Origin of the sequence: Aurantiacibacter suaedae (genome assembly GCF_005434915.1) — a bacterium.
Lineage (GTDB): Bacteria > Pseudomonadota > Alphaproteobacteria > Sphingomonadales > Sphingomonadaceae > Alteraurantiacibacter > Alteraurantiacibacter suaedae.
The window spans coordinates 26246-43886 of record NZ_SKCG01000002.1 but is presented as its reverse complement, the minus strand read 5'-3'; the positions used below and the strand labels follow the sequence as shown (position 1 = coordinate 43886).

Annotated in this window: 14 protein-coding genes; 10 read left to right on the top strand and 4 right to left on the bottom strand. The window is 64.2% G+C overall.

Annotation, left to right across the window (positions count from 1 at the left end; translation table 11 throughout):
- Positions 1-19 precede the first annotated feature (19 nt).
- Positions 20-1612, bottom strand: coding sequence for an isocitrate lyase (locus E0473_RS06665; protein ID WP_137680120.1), 1593 nt, complete (start codon positions 1610-1612; stop codon positions 20-22).
- A 139-nt stretch (positions 1613-1751) separates the two neighbouring features.
- On the opposite strand from E0473_RS06665, the gene E0473_RS06660 reads away from it, so the two are divergent.
- Positions 1752-3155 carry a helix-turn-helix domain-containing protein gene (locus E0473_RS06660; RefSeq protein WP_421721781.1) on the top strand — a complete coding sequence of 468 codons (1404 nt, stop codon included), beginning with the start codon at positions 1752-1754 and terminating at the stop codon, positions 3153-3155.
- 38 nt (positions 3156-3193) lie between these two features.
- Here E0473_RS06660 and E0473_RS06655 read toward each other — a convergent pair whose 3' ends face one another.
- From E0473_RS06655 to E0473_RS06645, 3 genes are all read right to left on the bottom strand, one after another.
- Entirely contained in the window at positions 3194-4399 is a 1206-nt protein-coding gene (locus E0473_RS06655; RefSeq protein WP_137680119.1) for an MFS transporter, read from the bottom strand.
- Positions 4396-4635, bottom strand: a complete 240-nt coding sequence (locus E0473_RS06650; protein ID WP_137680118.1) for a hypothetical protein — start codon at positions 4633-4635, stop codon at positions 4396-4398. Before E0473_RS06650 ends, E0473_RS06655 begins: the two co-directional genes overlap by 4 nt.
- 132 nt (positions 4636-4767) lie before the next feature.
- Positions 4768-5520: a GntR family transcriptional regulator gene (locus E0473_RS06645; protein WP_241657379.1), complete on the bottom strand. Its 753-nt coding sequence runs from the start codon at positions 5518-5520 to the stop codon at positions 4768-4770.
- A gap of 69 nt (positions 5521-5589) precedes the next feature.
- Here E0473_RS06645 and E0473_RS06640 point away from each other — a divergent pair, with 69 nt between their 5' ends.
- Genes E0473_RS06640 through E0473_RS06600 form a run of 9 tightly spaced genes read left to right on the top strand, consistent with a single transcriptional unit; the run spans position 5590 to position 17628 of the window.
- Entirely contained in the window at positions 5590-8262 is a 2673-nt protein-coding gene (locus tag E0473_RS06640) for a TonB-dependent receptor plug domain-containing protein (RefSeq protein WP_137680117.1), read from the top strand.
- Between the two features lie 28 nt (positions 8263-8290).
- Positions 8291-9403: a CapA family protein gene (locus E0473_RS06635; protein WP_137680116.1), complete on the top strand. Its 1113-nt coding sequence runs from the start codon at positions 8291-8293 to the stop codon at positions 9401-9403.
- A complete protein-coding gene (locus E0473_RS06630) occupies positions 9400-9891 on the top strand; it encodes a TRAP transporter small permease (protein ID WP_137680115.1) in 492 nt (163 codons plus the stop codon). The genes E0473_RS06635 and E0473_RS06630 overlap by 4 nt, the downstream gene beginning before the upstream one ends.
- Positions 9888-11195, top strand: a complete 1308-nt coding sequence (locus tag E0473_RS06625; protein ID WP_241657378.1) for a TRAP transporter large permease — start codon at positions 9888-9890, stop codon at positions 11193-11195. The genes E0473_RS06630 and E0473_RS06625 overlap by 4 nt, the downstream gene beginning before the upstream one ends.
- The gene (locus E0473_RS06620; RefSeq protein ID WP_137680114.1) at positions 11192-12058 is read left to right on the top strand and encodes a hypothetical protein; all 867 of its coding nucleotides are present in this window, start codon (positions 11192-11194) and stop codon (positions 12056-12058) included. Before E0473_RS06625 ends, E0473_RS06620 begins: the two co-directional genes overlap by 4 nt.
- The gene (locus tag E0473_RS06615; protein ID WP_137680113.1) at positions 12055-14142 is read left to right on the top strand and encodes a CaiB/BaiF CoA-transferase family protein; all 2088 of its coding nucleotides are present in this window, start codon (positions 12055-12057) and stop codon (positions 14140-14142) included. The genes E0473_RS06620 and E0473_RS06615 overlap by 4 nt, the downstream gene beginning before the upstream one ends.
- Positions 14139-15425 (top strand): 2-hydroxyacyl-CoA dehydratase subunit D, encoded by a 1287-nt coding sequence (locus E0473_RS06610; protein WP_137680112.1) that lies wholly within the window; start codon positions 14139-14141, stop codon positions 15423-15425. Before E0473_RS06615 ends, E0473_RS06610 begins: the two co-directional genes overlap by 4 nt.
- A complete protein-coding gene (gene dctP, locus E0473_RS06605; protein ID WP_137680111.1) occupies positions 15422-16456 on the top strand; it encodes a TRAP transporter substrate-binding protein DctP in 1035 nt (344 codons plus the stop codon). Before E0473_RS06610 ends, dctP begins: the two co-directional genes overlap by 4 nt.
- On the top strand, positions 16456-17628 hold the full coding sequence (locus tag E0473_RS06600; protein ID WP_137680110.1) for a CaiB/BaiF CoA transferase family protein: 1173 nt from the start codon (positions 16456-16458) through the stop codon (positions 17626-17628). Before dctP ends, E0473_RS06600 begins: the two co-directional genes overlap by 1 nt.
- Positions 17629-17641 lie beyond the last annotated feature (13 nt).

Below are 17641 nucleotides of genomic sequence, written 5' to 3'. Positions count from 1 at the left end.
TTCCTTCTGGTGTGCGGCGTCAGGCCGCGAACTGGTTCATGGTGTTGTGTTCGCCGCCGGCTTTCAGCGCGGCTTCTCCGGCAAAGGCTTCCTTGTGGTCGTCGCCGATGTCGGAGCCGGCCATGTTCTGATGCTTCACGCAGGCAATGCCCTGGCGGATTTCCTCGCGCTGCACCTGCTTGACGTAGCCGAGCATTCCTTCCTCGCCGAAGTAGCGCCTGGCGAGATTATCGGTGCTCAGCGCTGCCGTGTGGTAGGTCGGCAGGGTGATCAGGTGGTGGAAGATCCCCGCCCGCGCAGCGGCATCGCGCTGGAAGGTGCGGATTTTCTCGTCCGCTTCGATCGCAAGCGCGCTGTCGTCGTAGTCCACGATCATCAACCGCTCCCGGTCGTATTGCGACAGGTCCTTGCCTTCCGCTTCCCATGCATCGAACACTTGCTGGCGGAAGTTCAGCGTCCAGTTGAAGCTGGGCGAGTTGTTGTAGACCAGCTTGGCCTTGGGGCAGACCTCGCGGATGCGGTCGACCATGCCGGCGATCTGATCGATGTGCGGCTTTTCCGTCTCGATCCACAGCAGGTCGGCACCGTTTTGCAGCGATGTGATGCAGTCGAGCACGCAGCGGTCCTCGCCGGTTCCGGGGCGGAACTGGTAAAGGTTTGATGGCAGCCGCTTCGGACGCATCAGCTTGCCATCGCGGTTGATGAGCACGTCGCCCGTGTTTCCGGCGCCTTCCACGGTCTCGCAATCGAGAAAGCTGTTGTACTGATCGCCAAGGTCGCCCGGCTCGCGGCTGAAGGCGATCTGCTTGGTGAGCCCTGCGCCGAGCGAGTCGGTGCGGGCGACGATCACGCCTTCAGGAATGCCCAGTTCGAGGAAGGCATAGCGGACCGCGCGGATCTTCTGCAGGAAGTCCTCGTGCGGCACGGTCACCTTGCCATCCTGATGCCCGCATTGCTTTTCGTCGGACACCTGATTTTCAATCTGGATGGCGCAGGCACCGGCCTCAATCATCATCTTTGCCAGGAGATAGGTCGCCTCGGCATTGCCGAACCCGGCATCGATATCGGCGATTATCGGCACGATGTGTGTTTCATGGCTGTCGATGGCCTGCTGCGCGCGGGCGGCGGCAGCCTCGTCGCCAGCCTTGCGGGCCTTGTCGAGATCGCGGAACAGCCCGCCAAGTTCGCGCGCATCGGCCTGGCGCAGGAAGGTGTACAGCTCCTCGATCAGCGCCGGGACGCTGGTCTTCTCGTGCATCGACTGGTCGGGCAGGGGGCCGAACTCGCTGCGCAGCGCGGCGATCATCCAGCCTGACAGGTAGAGGTAGCGGCCCTTGGTGGTGCCGAAGTGCTTTTTGATGGAAATCATCTTCTGCTGGCCGATGAAGCCGTGCCAGCAGCCCAGCGACTGCGTGTAGTTCGCCGGATCGAGATCGTAGGCCGCCATGTCGGCGCGCATGATGCGGGCGGTGTGGCGAGCGATGTCGAGACCGGACTGGAAGCGGTTCTGCATCCGCAGGCGTGCGGCGAACTCCGGGTCGATGCCCTGCCAGTCATCGCCGAGGCGATGCTTGATGTTCGATTGCCGATGAATTTCTTCGAAATAGGTCATTGCAAACAGTCCTTGAGGTGATCTCTCTGGACGCCTGTGTTGCAGTGCAGGATCGCGGTGTCGCGCCGTGCGATGTAATGTTGTCGAACTTTACAAGATTTCGATGTAAGGTTGTAAAGTTCGTTACGCTGCGGAGAGCATGATGGCTGCCAAAACGCTGTATCTCGGCCCGCGCCTCAAGAAGTTGCGCCGCGAGCTGGGGCTTACCCAGGCCAATATGGCCAGCGACCTCGACATTTCACCCAGCTATATCGCGCTGATGGAGCGCAACCAGCGCCCGGTCACCGCGGAGATGCTGCTCAACCTGGCGACCACCTACAGGATCGACGTGGCCGACCTTGCGGACAAGGATGCCGACGAAACCGTCGCCCGCCTGCAATCGGCCCTGCGCGATCCGCTGTTTTCCGACATTGCTATCGAACCGCTCGATATCGAGGATATTGCCACCAGCTATCCCGGCATGGCCGAAGCGCTGTTGCGGCTGCACACGGCCTATGGCGAGGAACAGCTGGTGCTGGCTGCGCGGCGAGAGCAGGGATCGGTGCAGGTAGACAGCGCCACCCCCGATCCGGTGGCGGAGGCGCGGGCGTTTCTGGCTGCGCGGCGCAATTGCTTTCCCAGCCTAGACGACAGCGCCAGCGAAGCGGCCCGGAACCTGCCGACTTTTGACGCCATGAAGGACCATCTGGCCGCAGTCTACGGGCTGGAGCTGCGGCTGGCGGACGACGGGCTGCTGCGCGGAAGTATGCGCTGGCACGATTATCACCGCCAGCGCGTGCTCATCTCGGAGCGTCTCGATCCGGCCGGAAGGCGCTTTCAGGCGGCCTTGCAAACGGCAATCATGAGCCAGAGCGCTGAGGTCGACAAGCTGGTGGCCGAAGGTCGCTTTGCTGGCGAGAACAGTGCCCGGCTGGCCCGGCGCGCGCTCATGTCTTACTGGGCGGCCGCCCTGCTCATGCCCTACCGCGCGTTCCATAAGGCCGCGCAGGAACTACGCTACGATGTCGAGGCGCTGGCTGCGCGGTTTTCCGTGAGCTTTGAACAGGCCGCCCATCGCCTGACGACGCTACAGCGCCCCGGGCAGGAAGGGGTGCCGTTCTTCTTCCTGCGGGTTGATCGTGCGGGCAATGTGTCGAAGCGGCTCGATGGCGCGGGTTTTCCGCTGGCCCGGCATGGCGGCGCTTGTCCCTTGTGGAACATTCACGAGGTCTTCGCTTTGCCGGGAAAAGTGGATGCGCAACTGATCGAACTGCCCGATGGCCAGCGCTATGTCTCCATCGCGCGGACTGTTCGCGCTGGCGGAGGCGGGTTCGGCGAGCGCAGCGTGACGCGTTCGGTGGCGCTGACCTGCGATGCCCAGCATCTCGATCAGCTCGTCTATGCGCGGTCTCTTCAGGGGACTGACCCCACGCCCATTGGCGTCGCCTGCCGCTTGTGCCATCGCCCGCGTTGCATCGCCCGCTCGGCCCCGCCGATTGGCCGCGAACTCATACCCAGCCGCTTTCGCGACAACGGGGTGCCGTTCGATTTCTCGCAAGACTAGGCCTGAAACCCGGAGCGCCATCGGCTCGGGCCGAACAGCTAAGGCGCCGTTGCAAAGGCAATGCGGCCCTGCGTGCGTCGCTCCAGCGCGAATGCGGTGAGGAGAATGGCGATGCCTCCCAAGGCAAGTGCGAGACCGACCCAGCCCGGCGCGGTCCAGCCCATTCCGGCGGTGATGGCGAGGCCGGCCAGCCATGGCCCCAGTGCATTGGCGATATTGAATGCCGCGTGGTGAAGAGCGGCTGCCATTGTCTGCGCTTCGCCCGCAACGTCCATCAGGCGGACCTGGAGGATAGGCCCGAGGCCTCCGCCCATTCCGATGGCGAAACAGACAGGCATCAGCAACCAGATATTCCCGGCTGCGAAGGCGAAGAGGGCAAGGAACACCGCGCTCCATGACAACAGGCCGATGGCCGCCCGCCTGAGCGCGCGATCCGCCATCCAGCCGCCAACAAGGTTCCCGGCTAGAATGCCGACGCCGAAGATCGCGAAAACCCACGGAATCATGCCCGGTGCCGCGCCGGTATATTCGCTCAACACTGGCGCGAGGAAGCTGTAAACAGCGAACAACCCGCCGAAGCCCACCGCCCCGGCGCCCAGCGTGAGCAGCACCTGCGGCTGCGACAGCGCGCGCATTTCACCTCGCAGGCTGCGCGCGCCCTCCACCGGTTGCAGCGGCGCCAGGATGCGCAGGGCAAGCGCTGTCGCCGCCGCGATTAGCGCTACGCCGCCGAAGACCACGCGCCAGCCGACATGCAGGCCGAGCCAATTGGCGAACGGCGCGCCGATTACGGTGGCGACAGCAAGGCCCGCCATCACGTAGGACGCCGCTGCTGCGCGGCGTTCCGGCATAAGCGAAGCGGCAAGCAACGCGGCAACCCCGAAATAGGCACCATGCGGCACTCCGCTGAGGAACCGGAACAGGAGCAGCGTGGGGTAAGTGGGTGCCAGCACCGTCGCCGCATTGCCGATCGCGATGGCCGCCATCAGCCACACCAGCAGGCGACGGCGCGGCCAGCTTGCCCCAAACAAGGCGAGGATCGGCGCGCCAATCACCACACCCAAAGCGTAGGCACTCACCGCGTGCGCGGCCACGGGTTCGGTAATGGCGAAGTCTGCCGCGTAGAATGGCAGCAGGCTCATCGCCGCGAACTCGGTGGTGCCAATCGCAAACCCGCCCATCGCGAGTGCAAGAATTACGAGAACGACGCGGGTCCCGGAAAGGCGGTCAACCGGCGTGCTCATGCGTACTGCATCCATGCGCCTTTGGGCAGGCCGAGTTGGCGTTCCACGTCATCGTCTTCCATCAGTTTTTCCATCGCGGCATTAAAAGCCCTCGTGTGATCGGTTTGCGGATGCTCTTCCTTTCGAACCGCAGAAGCCAGTTCGGCAAGGCGAGCTCCAAGCGCCTCGCCGCATTGCGGAAGGGCGGCAGATTGCGCCACGGCTATGTGCGACATGATGATCTCCTTTTCGCCCACTCGCTGTTGCAATGAAGGCGGGAGGCACAACGTTCCGCCATGCTGATAAACACGCAGAGAAACGCTGTGGTTTGAGGAACGCTGGGCAGGGTGCCTAACCCGCAGAGGCGCCCGATAGGTAATTTCGTGTGATCAGTCGATATGCATGGCGCGATCGAGCTCGCTCAGGAAGCGATGGCCGTTCTCGACGTGTCGCCTCATAGCCAGCTCGGCCGCGTCGGCATCGTTGGCCTCGATCGCTTGCATGATGATCCGGTGGTCCTCGACCGCCTCCTTCAAGCGATCGCCGCGATAGAACGTGCCGAACAGCAAATGATGAACAGGTGTGTTCAGGCGCTTGACCAGATCCTCGATCACCTGGTTGCCCGCTCCGCGCATCAGCAAGGTATGCCATTCCGCGTTCAGCCCGCTAAACTTTTCAGGCGCGTTGCTATCCACGCAGGCCTCCATCTCGCTGGCGAGCTGGGCCAGTCTGGCCCGGTCGTTGGCGCTGGCACGCCTGCAGAAGTCGCGCGCGCAAAGGCCCTCGAGCAAGGCGCGCGCCTGATAAAGCTGGCGGACTTCATCCGATGTGGCGCTGCGTACCGATGCGCCGCGAAATTCCTCGATCTCCACCAGCCCTTCAGCCGCAAGGCGCTGGAATGCCTCGCGCACCTTGAAGCGGCTGCCCCCGGTCTGGCGGATTATGTCCACCTCCACCAAGCGCTGGCCCGGAACGAGCCTGCTGCCACGAATTTGCGCGCGAATCCAATCGGCTATCTGCGCGCTGCTCGGCGCTTGCTTGGCTATGGAGCGCGCGAGATCTTCAGGAGAGGGCATGACACAATCGCCTGTAAAATTGTCAACAATATCATCAGTGATATTTCGATTGCGCCAAGCCGTCAAATTTTTCACCCCGCCGCCAACAACGGTCTCCTTTGAAAGGGGCCGGGTGAAGGGAAGGGATGTTCGGAGATGGCAAGTCTACAGTCGAAATCTATCGCTATCGGTCACTATTCGTCGGTTTCACTGGCGATGCTGGCCGCATGTCTGGCTGCTCCGGCGTTCGCACAGGATGACGCCCCTACGGACCGGATTGTCGTCACCGGCAGCCGTGTGAGCACGGGCGAAGCGCCGGTCGGTGCCGCCGCCACGGTGCTGGGGCGAGACGCCATCGTTGAATCGGGCGCCGCCACGATCGACCGCGTGATCAAGGAACTTCCGCAGAACTTCGACCTTGGCGTATCGGAGAACTCGCGCGGCCAGGCCGGTGGCTCTGGCAACATCACATACGGCAACTCGGTCAATCTGCGCGGTATCGGCCCTTATGCGACCTTGGTGCTGGTCGATGGGCACCGGGTGGTGAACAACAGCCGTTCGACCGATCCCTCGGTTCTGCCTACGCTCGGCGTGGAACGGGTCGAGGTTGTCGCCAACGGTGCCTCTGCCATTTACGGGTCTGACGCTGTGGCCGGTGTGGTCAACCTGATCCCGCGCCGCAGCCTCGACGGGATCGAAGGCTTCGCGCGCTACAACGCTGCCGGGGATGGCGCTTTCGACGAATGGGCGGCCGGTGCGGCAGTCGGCAAGGTGTTCGATCGCGGTCAGGTGATGGTCGCTTATGAGCACGTGTTCCGCAACAATCTCTCTGGCGACGACCGCGACTTCTTTACCTCGGACCAGCGCCCGTTCGGCGGCGCGGACTATCGCACCAGCCGCTGTGCGCCCGGCACGCTGGTGATCGATGGCACCACCTATGCTCTGCCCGATCAGTATACCCAGGCGAACGCCGACGCGATCACCGCGGGCACGGCGAACCTGTGCGACAACCTCATCGGACAGGATCTGTTTCCGCAGCAATCGTACGATTCGGTGAACGGCACGGCCACCTTCGAGGTGACCGACTGGGCGGAGCTGTTCTTCGACGGTTTCTATTCGCGGCGCGAGTTCGTGCGCCAGGGCGCGGTGCCGGCCACCCGACTCACCGTGCCCGAAACCAATGCCTTTTTCGTGCGTCCCACCGGCTTTGCGGGAACCAGCTATTCGATCGACTACAGCTTCGTGGAAGACATCCCGCTGGTGAAGACCGAAGGCTATGCTGAAAGCTGGCAGGTTTCCCCCGGCGTTCGTTTCAAGCTCCCCTTCGAATGGGAACTTGAAGCGTTGGCAGCCTACGGCAAGACGCGCGATTTCTCCGGCTCTTATGATGGCACCAACAACGCAGCCCTCAGCGCGGCCCTTGCCAGCAGCGATCCGGATACCGCGTTCGACCCTTACGGCCTCGGCCGCACCAGCGATGCGGTGCTGGGCGGAATCTTCAATCAGATATTCCTCGCACCGACCAACGGCGAGCTGACCTTCTACGAGGTCGGCGCCAGCGGCCCCTTGTTCGAGCTTCCCGGCGGCGAGGTGCGCATGGCGGTCGGCTACGAACGGCAGGAATTCGACGTGTCGCTGGGGTCTGCCCGCGGCGCGCCGACCACGCCGATCCGTTTCCGCGACTTCGATCGCAAGGTGGATTCGGCCTATGCGGAACTGCTGGTGCCGGTGTTCGGTGTGGGCAATGCCACCAGCGGGTTCGAGGAACTGGAGCTGACGGCGGCTGTCCGCCACGACAAGTACTCCGACGTCGGCAACACCACCAATCCGCAGTTCGGCATCAATTGGGTGCCGTTCTACGGGGTCAAGCTGCGCGGCAGCTACGGCACGGCCTTCCGCGCGCCGACAATTCCCGAGATTTACGGCAATTCGAACAACCTGTTCGTGCAGAACTACCAGAACCCGGCTGGCGGGCCTACGATCACCGGTGTGGCGCTGTCTGGCCCGAACCTCGACCTCGGGCCGGAAACCGCGACCACGTGGTCGGTCGGTGCAGATATCGAGCCGGTCGACCGGCTGCGCTTGTCGATCACCTACTTCGACGTTCAGTACGACAATCAGGTAAGCGCGAACCTCTCCAACCTCACGATCCTTGGTCAGGAAAGCCAGTTTGCGGGCACGGGTGTGGTGCTGCGCGATCAGGAAGCGCGGGATCGGGTCGATGCGCTGATCGCTTCGGGCGTGGGCGTGATCGGCGCGCTGCCCGGCGGCAGTGTCGACAACCTGACCGTGTTCGTCGACGGGCGTTCGCGCAACCTAGGCATTTCGACCACGCGCGGGTTCGACCTGGCGGCCAACTATATTGCCGATATCGGTTCCGATGACGTGCTGACGCTCAGCGCATCGGCCACTTATATCACGCATTATAACGTGGCAGTCGCTCCTGCCGCGCCCGAGATCGATCAGCTGAACCTGATTTTCCAGCCGCTCAAGTTCAAGGCGCGGGTGGCTGCGAACTGGGATCATGGCCCGCTTAGCGCGCGGCTCTCGGCGATCCACGTGGGGGGCTATACCAACAACCTGATAACCCCGAACGAGAAGGTGTCGTCCTTCACACCGGTGGACTTCGCTCTGACCTGGCGAGTGGGCGAAACCTTCTCCGGCGGGGTCGAAAACTTCGAACTGACCGCCGAGGTGCGCAACCTGTTCGATAGCGATCCGCCCTATGTGAACCTCGCACCGGGCGGTAATGGCAGCGGCGGATACGACGCGACGGTGGGCAACCCGATCGGACGGCAGTTCGCGATCGGCGCGCGTATTCGCTTGTAGTCGGCTGGATCAGGCGGAGCAGACAGGCATGGTATCGGGGTCGATAGACGTGGCCGTGACCGGCGATATGGTTCTCGACGAACCCGATGCCGGTTACTGGTTATCGGGTATCGCCCCCGCCTTGCATTCCGCCGATCTTGCCATCGCCCATCTGGAGGTGCCCCATACCGCCAGCGGCGACGAACTGGCGGGCGACGTGCCTGCTCCGGGCGCGCCTCCGGAAAACCTGGCCGCACTGGCTCAGGCCGGGGTCGGCATGGTCTCGCTTGCCGGGAACCATATTTCGGACTGCGGGGCGCAGGGCATTGCCGATACCATCGCTGGCCTCGATGCTGCGGGCGTGCTCTACACCGGGGCGGGGCCTGACCTCGCTGCCGCCCGCCGGCCCGCCATCGCCTATGTCAAACAGCGGCGCATCGCCTTGCTGAGCTATAACTGCGTTGGCCCGGAAAATGGCTGGGCGAGCGCGAGCGGGGCCGGTTGCGGTTATCTTCCGATGGGCACTGGCGATGGGTCGCCGGTGACGCCCCAGAAGGACATCGCCAGCATCCTGCCAACGGCATTCGAAATCCTTCGGGATGATATCGCTGCCGCGCGCACACAGGCCGATGTGGTAATCATCGCCATGCACAAGGGCCTCGTTCACAGACCCGCGCAGCTCGCCCCCTACGAGCGCCCCCTTGCCCAAGCGGCGATAGACCATGGCGCGGACGCCGTGATCGGGCATCATGCGCATATCGTGAAGGGCATCGAGTTTTATCGCGACAGGCCGATCTTTCACGGACTTGGCAACGGCTGCGTGGTCACCTCGGCGCTGTCGCCCGATCAGGACCATCCGGCGCGCGCACAATGGGCGCAGCGGCGCAAGGCTCTGTTCGGCTTCGAACCGGATCCGGAATACCGGCTTGCACCGTTTCATCCGGAAGCCGTCAACGCGTTCATCGGCCGTCTGACCCTTGCGCAAGACGGTTCTGTCACCGCAGGCCTGATTCCCGTGCACGTGGAAGCCCCGGGGCGTCCGGTGCTTGCCGATGCATCGCGCGGGCGCGAGATTGCTGCCTATGTCGAACGGATCACGAGGCAGGCTGGCCTGCCCGCGATCACAGTCGAAGAGGATTATACCGTGAGGGCGGCATCATGAGCGCGGCGTTGAGGATCATAATCTGGATCGGGGGGCTGGCCCTGCTGGGCGCCACTGCGGTGGATACGGCGGCCGTGATCGGCCGGCATGTCGGCTTTCCCATACCGGGCTCGATCGAAATGATGCAGGCCATCGTGCTTGTCTCGGGAATTGTCGCCATTCTGGTCGCCACCATCGAGAGCAGCCACGCGCGGGTCAAGCTGGTGGTGAGCCGCCTTGCGCCAAGCCGCCGTTTGCTGGCCGATCGGCTTTCCGACCTTTTGACCCTTGCATTTGTAGCGGCGCTTCTGGCTGGTTCGAGCTGGATCGCCTGGGACTTGCGCCATGCCCATGAACAAAGCGAACTGCTTGGCATACCTTGGATGGCGCTGCGCATCATCGCGGGGGTCGTGCTGGTGGCCTGTTGCGGTGTTCTCGCGTGGCGGGTGATTCTGCCCACGCCGCTTGATCGGGAGGCAGGTGACCCTGCTGCGGTGCACGGCGAATGATGTACGCAACGGCGGCGACCGGTCTGGTCGGCATTCTTGTCTTGCTGTCCATCCTTCTGCTCGGGGGACGGATCGGTGCAGCGCTGGGGCTGGTCGGGCTGGGAGGGCTGGCCCTGATCCTCGGCCCCGAGGCAGCGCTCATCAAGAGCGGCGTGGTGGTGATCGAAACGCTCACCAAATACGAACTTGGCACGCTGCCGCTGTTCCTGTTCATGGCGCATATCTTCTTCTCGATCGACGCCAGCCGCGACCTGTTCGATGCGGCGGCCAAGATGGTCGGCCACCGGCGCGGCGGGCTTGCCTATGCGGGCGTGGCGGGCTGCGCGGGGTTCGGCGCGATCAACGGATCGAGTCTGGCGACGACGGCGACCGTGGGTCTGGTCGCCTATCCGGAAATGAAGCGGCGCGGCTATGACGATACCATCGCCACCGGCAGCATCGCCGCGGGCGGCACGCTCGGCCAGATGATCCCGCCTTCGGGCGCGCTCATCGTGTTCGGCATTATTGCCGAGACCAGCATCGGCAGCCTGTTCACCGCCGCGATCATTCCGGGCATCACGCAGGCGCTGTTCTATGCGGCGGTGATCTTCCTGCTGGTGCGCTGGAAGCCGGGCATCGCTCCTGCGACCGAGCGCACTCCATGGCCAGAACGGCTGCGTTCGCTAAGCCGGATATGGGAAATCGTGCTGCTGATCGCTTTCGTGATCGGGGGGATCGCAGCCGGGATTATCAGCCCGCCGGAGGCTGCGGCCATTGGTTCTGCGGGCGCGCTTCTCATCGCTGCTCTGCGCCGCCGGCTGACCCGCGCCACGCTGTTCGAAGCTTTCCACGAAACCTTGCGCACAAGCGGCCTGATCTACCTGATCATCGTCGGTGCGCTGGTATTCTCGGTCTTTGTCGGGGTCACCGGCCTTGCCGACGGGGCCGGAGCGCTGGTCGAGTACATGGGCCTTGGCCCTGTCGGTACTCTGATCGTGCTCGCTTTGGTGCTGTTGCTGCTCGGCTCGGTGCTCGATGGGCTGGCGCTGATGCTGCTGACCACACCGATCCTGCTGCCGATTGTGGAGGCGCAGGGCCTTAGCGCGATCTGGTTCGGCATTTTCATCACCCGCGCGATGGAGATCGGCTTTGTCCATCCGCCGCTCGGGCTCAATCTCTACATCATCCAGGGCGTGGCGAAGGATGTCTCGATCACGAACATCTTTCGCGGCGTGCTGCCCTTTCTGGCGAGCGATTTTGTGCATTTGCTTCTGATTATCCTGTTTCCGGCAATGGTCCTCTGGCTTCCGGGGGTGCTGGCATGATTGCTTCGGCAGGTCCCAACCTCCCGCTCGCGGTGCTGCGCGCCACCGGTGCCTATGCCGGCCCGCTGCCGATCGATCTCGACAAGCCCGTCACCACCGCCAGCGACTGGATGGAAAGCAAGTTCGCGCCGTGGGCACCGCTCGCCCTGCAAGCCTGGGCGGATGGAGATTATGATCACCTTGACCGCGTCGTTTTCAGCCGCGCCGATGATACGGCGCAGCGCTTCTATTACTATGTGTGCGAATTGCAGCGGCGCGGGCTGGTGGGCGGGCCTGAGGCGATCTTGTTCGACGTGGCAATGATCCCGCGCCAAAGCAGCCTGGAGCGCACCGAACAGAAGGTTCGCGAACTGGCCGATCTGCTGGGCGTGGGAGACTCCGCAATCGACGAGGCGATTATGCCAGCGTCGGGCGCGGCCCCTTCTGGTGAGCAGCCGCTTTGCCTCATTGCCGGATCGCCAATGCCGGACCGCCGACTTCACGATGCGGTCGAGGCGGCAGGTTTCGCCGCAGCGGGGCAGACCTTGGCCCAATATTGGGGCGAGGAAGCAGGCGCGGTTGAGCAGGGCACCGGTGAGCCTTGCGCTGCCATTGCCCGCGCCTTGCACGCCAGCGCCAGCGGCCCGCGCAGCTTTGCCGATCGTGCGGATTTTCTGGCCGATCGCCTCGCCCGGAGCGGGGCCGAAGCCGCGATCCTGTGGCGCATCGAGGAAGACGAGGCGCAGGTGTGGCACTTGCCTGCCGAACGCCGGGTGCTGGAAGAAAGCGGGGTGCCGCACCTGGTGCTGACCCGGCGCGACTGGTTCGCCCGGGATGGGGCGGGCGAGGAAATTTCCCGCTTTCTTGCGGAGGTTACGACATGAAACCGCTTTCCGGACACAGCGTCGCCGTACTCGGCGGCATGGCCGAGCGCCCGCTGGCGCGCTATCTCGCCTCGCTGGGAGCCACGCTTGACGGCGCGGTGGAAAGCGCGAGCTTTGTGATCGACGATCTCGGGCTGGAAAACACCGCCGACCTGCCGATCCCCGAGAGCGCCGTGCATGTTTCCGTCACGCCGTTCGGCTCTGGCGGGCCGCGCTCGCACTGGAAGGGCGGCGAACTGGTCGCCTCGGCGATGGGCGGCGCGCTGCGCCTCACCGGCGAGCCGGGCGAGAAGCCGGTAAAGGAGGCGGGCGATGCCTGCACCTTCCATGCCGATATGGTCGCGGCTGCCGGAGCGATGGCCGCGCACTATGCGCGCGGAACGCATGGCATGGGCCAGCATGTCGACGTGTCGATCCAGCAGGTCGCCATGAGCCGCAATGTCAACGGCGTGCTGGTGTGGCAGTTCGACCGCAAGAAGCTCGACCGCGCGGGCGGCTGCATCGCCTATGGCCGCGCCAAGGTGCAGGTGATCTGGCGGCTGGCCGACGGCTGGTGCTTCCACGCGCTGATGACCGGGCGGCTTGGCGCGCCTGCCAACAAGGCGCTGTCCGACTGGATGGATGAGGCGGGCATCGACAACCCGATGCGCGATGTCGATTGGCTGGCCTACAACCGCTCAACCCTGCCGCCTGAAACCCGCGCATTGTGGGAAGCGGCCATGGCGGAGTTCTTCGCGGGCAAGACCAAAAACGAGATCGCCACCGAAGGCCGCGAGCGCGGCATCAACGCCTGCGTTGTGAACGAACCGGCCGATGTTCTGGCCGATGCACACCTCAAGGCGCGCGGTTTTCTCGGCACCGAAAGCGGCCTGCCCGAACGCTTCGCCGCCATTCGCGAAGGCGCGACGCGGATGGAGCCACCAGCCATTCACACCAGCGAGCGGCCCGGCCCCTTGTCGGGCGTGAAGGTGCTCGATTTTGCCTGGGCGCTGGTCGGGTCGATCACCACCAAAACGCTGGGCGACATGGGTGCCGAGGTGGTGAAGATCGAGAGCCGGGGCCGCCCGGACCTGTCGCGCCTCGACGTGCAGGTGTCTGCCTCCAGCTCAGCCAGTCTCGATGACAAACCGTGGTTTGCGCATCTCAACTCCTCGAAGAAATCGCTGACGCTGAACCTCAAGGCAGAAGGCGCGCGCGAGGTGCTCGATCCGCTGATCGACTGGGCCGATGTAGTGGTCGAGAACTTCTCGCCCGGCACCATGGCGCGGCTCGGCCTCGGGTACGATAGCCTTGCCGCGCACAATCCGGGCGTGGTGATGGTGTCGGGCAGTGTGTTCGGGCAGACCGGCCCGCTGGCGCAGGAATGGGGCGTCGATGGCACTGGGGGTGCGCTTTCGGGGCGGACCTTCCTCACCGGCTATCCCGATGGGCATCCCGTCATCCCCGGCGCGGTGCCCTATGGCGATGTGATTGTGCCGTTCGTGATGGCGGGCCATGTCGCAGCCGCGCTGCAAGCCCGCCGCGAAACGGGGCGGGGCTGCCATATCGATGCCAGCATGTATGAAATCTGCGTTCAGCAGATGCGCGATTTTCTTGCCCGCGCCAAGGCTGGCGAACGGCCGCAGCGGCTGGGCAATGCCGATCCCTCGGTGCTGTTTCAGGATGTCTTGCCGGCAGCTGGCGACGATCGCTGGGTGGCGATCAGCGTTTTTACCGAAGAAGACAGGGCGCGCCTGCTCGATATTACCGGGCCGGACCTAGCCGCCTGGACCTCGCAGCGAACCGATCACGCCATCGCCGCCGAATTGCAACAGGCGGGGATTGCCGCAGGCGCCTTGCAGGATTGCGAAGACCTGATGGAGCACGATCCGCAGATTGCCGGCCGCGCGGCGCTGGTCACGCTCGATCATGCTGTCTTGGGCGAATTCGGGCACATCGCCACGCCGCTCGCCTTTTCGCGTGACGCGATGCAGCCATTCCGCGCGCCGAGCATGGGCGAACATGCGCACGAGGTTGCGCGCACCATTTCGGGCTTGCGCGAGGATAGGATCGCCGAACTCGAAGAAAAGGGAGTTTTCCAGTGAGTACGTCGGCCAACCAGCGCAGCCGCAAGACGCTCGCCTGCACCTCTCAGGCGACCGCCTATCAGAAGGCATTCGGGCAGGAACTGCGCCGCCGCGTGGTCGAGGATCGCGAGCCCTATGCCATCGTGCAGGCCGATACGCCGCACGAGCTGTTTCACGCGATGGACATCCCGATCATCACCAACCAGTGGTGGTCGGCCTATATCTCGGCCAAGCAGCTTTCGAACCGTTACTTCGATGCGATGGTGGAGAAGGGCTATCCCGCGAACAGCTGCAAATACTGTTCGCTTGGCCTCGCCTGCACGCTTGCCAACGATCCCGAGACCGCGCCTTGGGGCGGCCTGCCGACACCCACGATCATGGTCGCGCGGCTCACCTGTGACTGCATCCAGCATGTGTTCGGGCAGTGGGCCGAGGCGATGGGCAGCGAGTTCTTCCCGATGGAAGCGCCGGCATGGACCGACAAGGATCCGCAATGGTTCGCCCATGCGAAAAGCGATTGGGAGCGCGTCTACCAACCCGATCGCATCGCTTTGATGGTGCGCGAGATGGCCGATCTGATTGCCGTCCTCGAAAACCGCACCGGCCGCAAGTTCGACGAGGCGAAGTTCCATCACCTGATGGAGCAGATCAACGTGCAGGAAGGCTATATCTGGGAAGCCGCGCAGGCGATCGGCGAGGCGCGCCCTTGTCCGGTGTCGATTGCCGAGCAGATGCCCAACACCATGATCCCGCAATGGCACCGCGGATCGGACTGGGCGGTTGCCCATGCGAAGAAGTTCCGTGACGAGGTGCTGGAGCGGATCGACGCGGGGCTTGGCGCATCGAGTAACGAGAAGCTGCGCCTGATGTGGATCGGCGCGGGCGTGTGGCACGATCCGGGCTTCTATCAGGCGCTGGAGGAAGATCCGGGCGCGGTGTTCGTCTGGTCGATGTACATGCCCTTTGCCGGGCCGGCTTACATCCGCGATCTCAAGGACAAGCCGATGGAGGCGCTGGCCAGCCGCGTTGCCAGCATGAACGAGACTCTGCATCTGCCGCCCTGGATGAGCAGCTGGATGGTGTCGGAGGCTAAGCGTTGCGGGATCGATGCGGCGATCATGCTGCTTCCGCCCGATAACCGCCTTTCGCAATCGGGCAACAAGCTCACTGCCAGCGCGCTGGAAGAAGCCGGGGTGCCGGTGCTGATGATCGATGCCGATATGGTCGATGCCAAGAGCTGGGATCACGACCGGATGGTGGGCATGGTCGCGCAGTTTCTTGGCGAGCGAGCACCGGCATGAGGCGGTTTGCCGCCCTTCTTGCGCTGCTTGCGATGGTGGCCGGCTGCGCACGGGCGCTGCCCGAGGACGTGACCGAACTGACCTATGCCACGCCCTATCCGCCGTCGCATCCGTTCAGCCAGGCCGACCAGCGCTGGATGGACTATGTCGAGCGCGAAAGCGGCGGCAAACTTTTGATCAAGCCGATCTGGTCGGGAGCGCTGCTTTCTGCCGATATGTCGATGGAGGAACTGCGCCACGGGGTCGCGGACATCGGGCTTATCACGCCGATTTATGTCCGCGGCGGAACGCACCTGTTGCGGACCCAGACCGGCTTTTATTCCGGCGCGGATTCGATCGAGAGCCAGACCGCGCTTTATCGCTGCATGGCCGAGCGTGTTCCGCAGTTCGCCGATGAACTGGAGGGCCTGGAAGTGCTGGCGCTGCAAGGCGGCCTGCTTCCCGGTATCGTGACCCGCACCCGCAAGGTCGAGAGCCTCGAGGACCTCAAGGGCCTGCGCATCCGCGCGCCCACCGAATTGCTCGGCGTGCTGGGCGATCTCGGCGCGGACCCGGTCAACATGCCGATGGGCGAGGTCTATTCGGCCATGGCCAAGGGCGTGATCGACGGCGTGATCGCGCCGCCCGATACGTTCCGCGCGCTGCATCTGACCGAGGTGGCCAAATACTACTATGAGCTGAAAGTTCCGCGCGGGGCCTATCCCTCGCGCGCTATGGGGCTAGAGCGCTGGGAGGCGCTGAGCGCTGCCGAGCGCGCCTTGCTGGAGCGCAGCAAGCCGGTGTGGGAAGCGGCTCTGGCCGAGGAAATCCGCAAGTCCGAACAGGTCGGCCGCGATGCTGCGGCAGGCATCATTGCCGCCTCACCGGTGAGCGAAGCCGATCAGGCGCATTTCGACGCAATTTACCTGCGCGATGGCGAGGCCAATGCACGCAGACTCGCGCGCTTCGGGATCGATGGCCTCGAGGCCTATCGCGTTGCGCGCGCCAGCATCGCCGGGCGCGGCCAGATACGATGTGAAGGGGATATTTGATGACGCAGCCGCTGGCCGGTTTCCGGGTAGCCGATTTCAGCCACGTGATGGCTGGCCCCTTCGCCAGCCATCTGCTGCGGCTGATGGGCGCCGAGGTGATCAAGATCGAATCGAAACGGGGCGACCAGTTCCGCAACTATGGCTCCAACCGCGAGTTCGACGGGATGAGCCCGGCCTTCATCGCCGCCAATGTCGGCAAGAAGAGCATCGCGCTCGACCTCAAGGATCCGGCCGACAAGGAGATCGCTCGCCGCATCGTGGCAAAGAGCGACGTGCTGCTGGAAAACTTCCGTCCCGGCGTCATCGGTAGGCTTGGTTTTGGCTATGACGAAGTGCGCAAGGATAACCCTGGGATCGTGTTCTGTTCGGTCAGCGGCTACGGGCAGGACAGTGCCCAGCGCGACTGGCCCGCGATCGATAATATCGTGCAGGCCACCAGCGGCATGATGATGCTGAGCGGGGCGGAAGGCGATCCGCCGGTGCGGGTGGGCTTTCCCATGGTCGATACGCTGACCGGCCAGACCGCCGCCGTCGCCATTCTCGGCGCGCTGCTGCGGCGCGAGCGGGGCGGGGAGGGCGCGTTCATCGACGTGTCGATGCTCGATGCCTCGATGGCTTTCATGACGAGCGCGCTGACGCCGTTTCTCGTCACCGGTGAAGCTCTCAAGCGGCTCGGCAACACCGGTTACAGCGAATTGCCGACCGCAGGACTGTTCGCGACGGGTGATGGACGGCACATCTCGCTTGGCGTGGTGCAGGACAACCAGTTCGCCGCGCTAGCCCGATTCATGGACCGCGAGGACTGGCTCACTGACGAAAGGTTCGCCACCCCCGATGCCCGCCGTGCGAACTTCGATGCCATGCACGGCCAGCTGGCCGAGATTTTTCGCAAGCGCAAGGCAGAGGAATGGGAGCGCGCGCTGAGCGAGGTCGGCATTCCCTGCGGCATGATCCGCCGGGTTGATGAGGCTGCCGCTCTGGGCGGTCCGGGCGCCTTGCTCGATATCGACATCCCCGGCCTGCCTGTGACGGGCAAGGTCTCGGTGCCCAACGCCGGGTTCCGCATGACCCCCGATGGTCCTGGCACCGATGTGCCGCCGCCTCGGATAGACCAGGATCGCGACGAAATCCTTGCCTGGCTGGAACAGGAAGAGAGCGCCGGAGAGGCCTGACGAACAGGCGAAC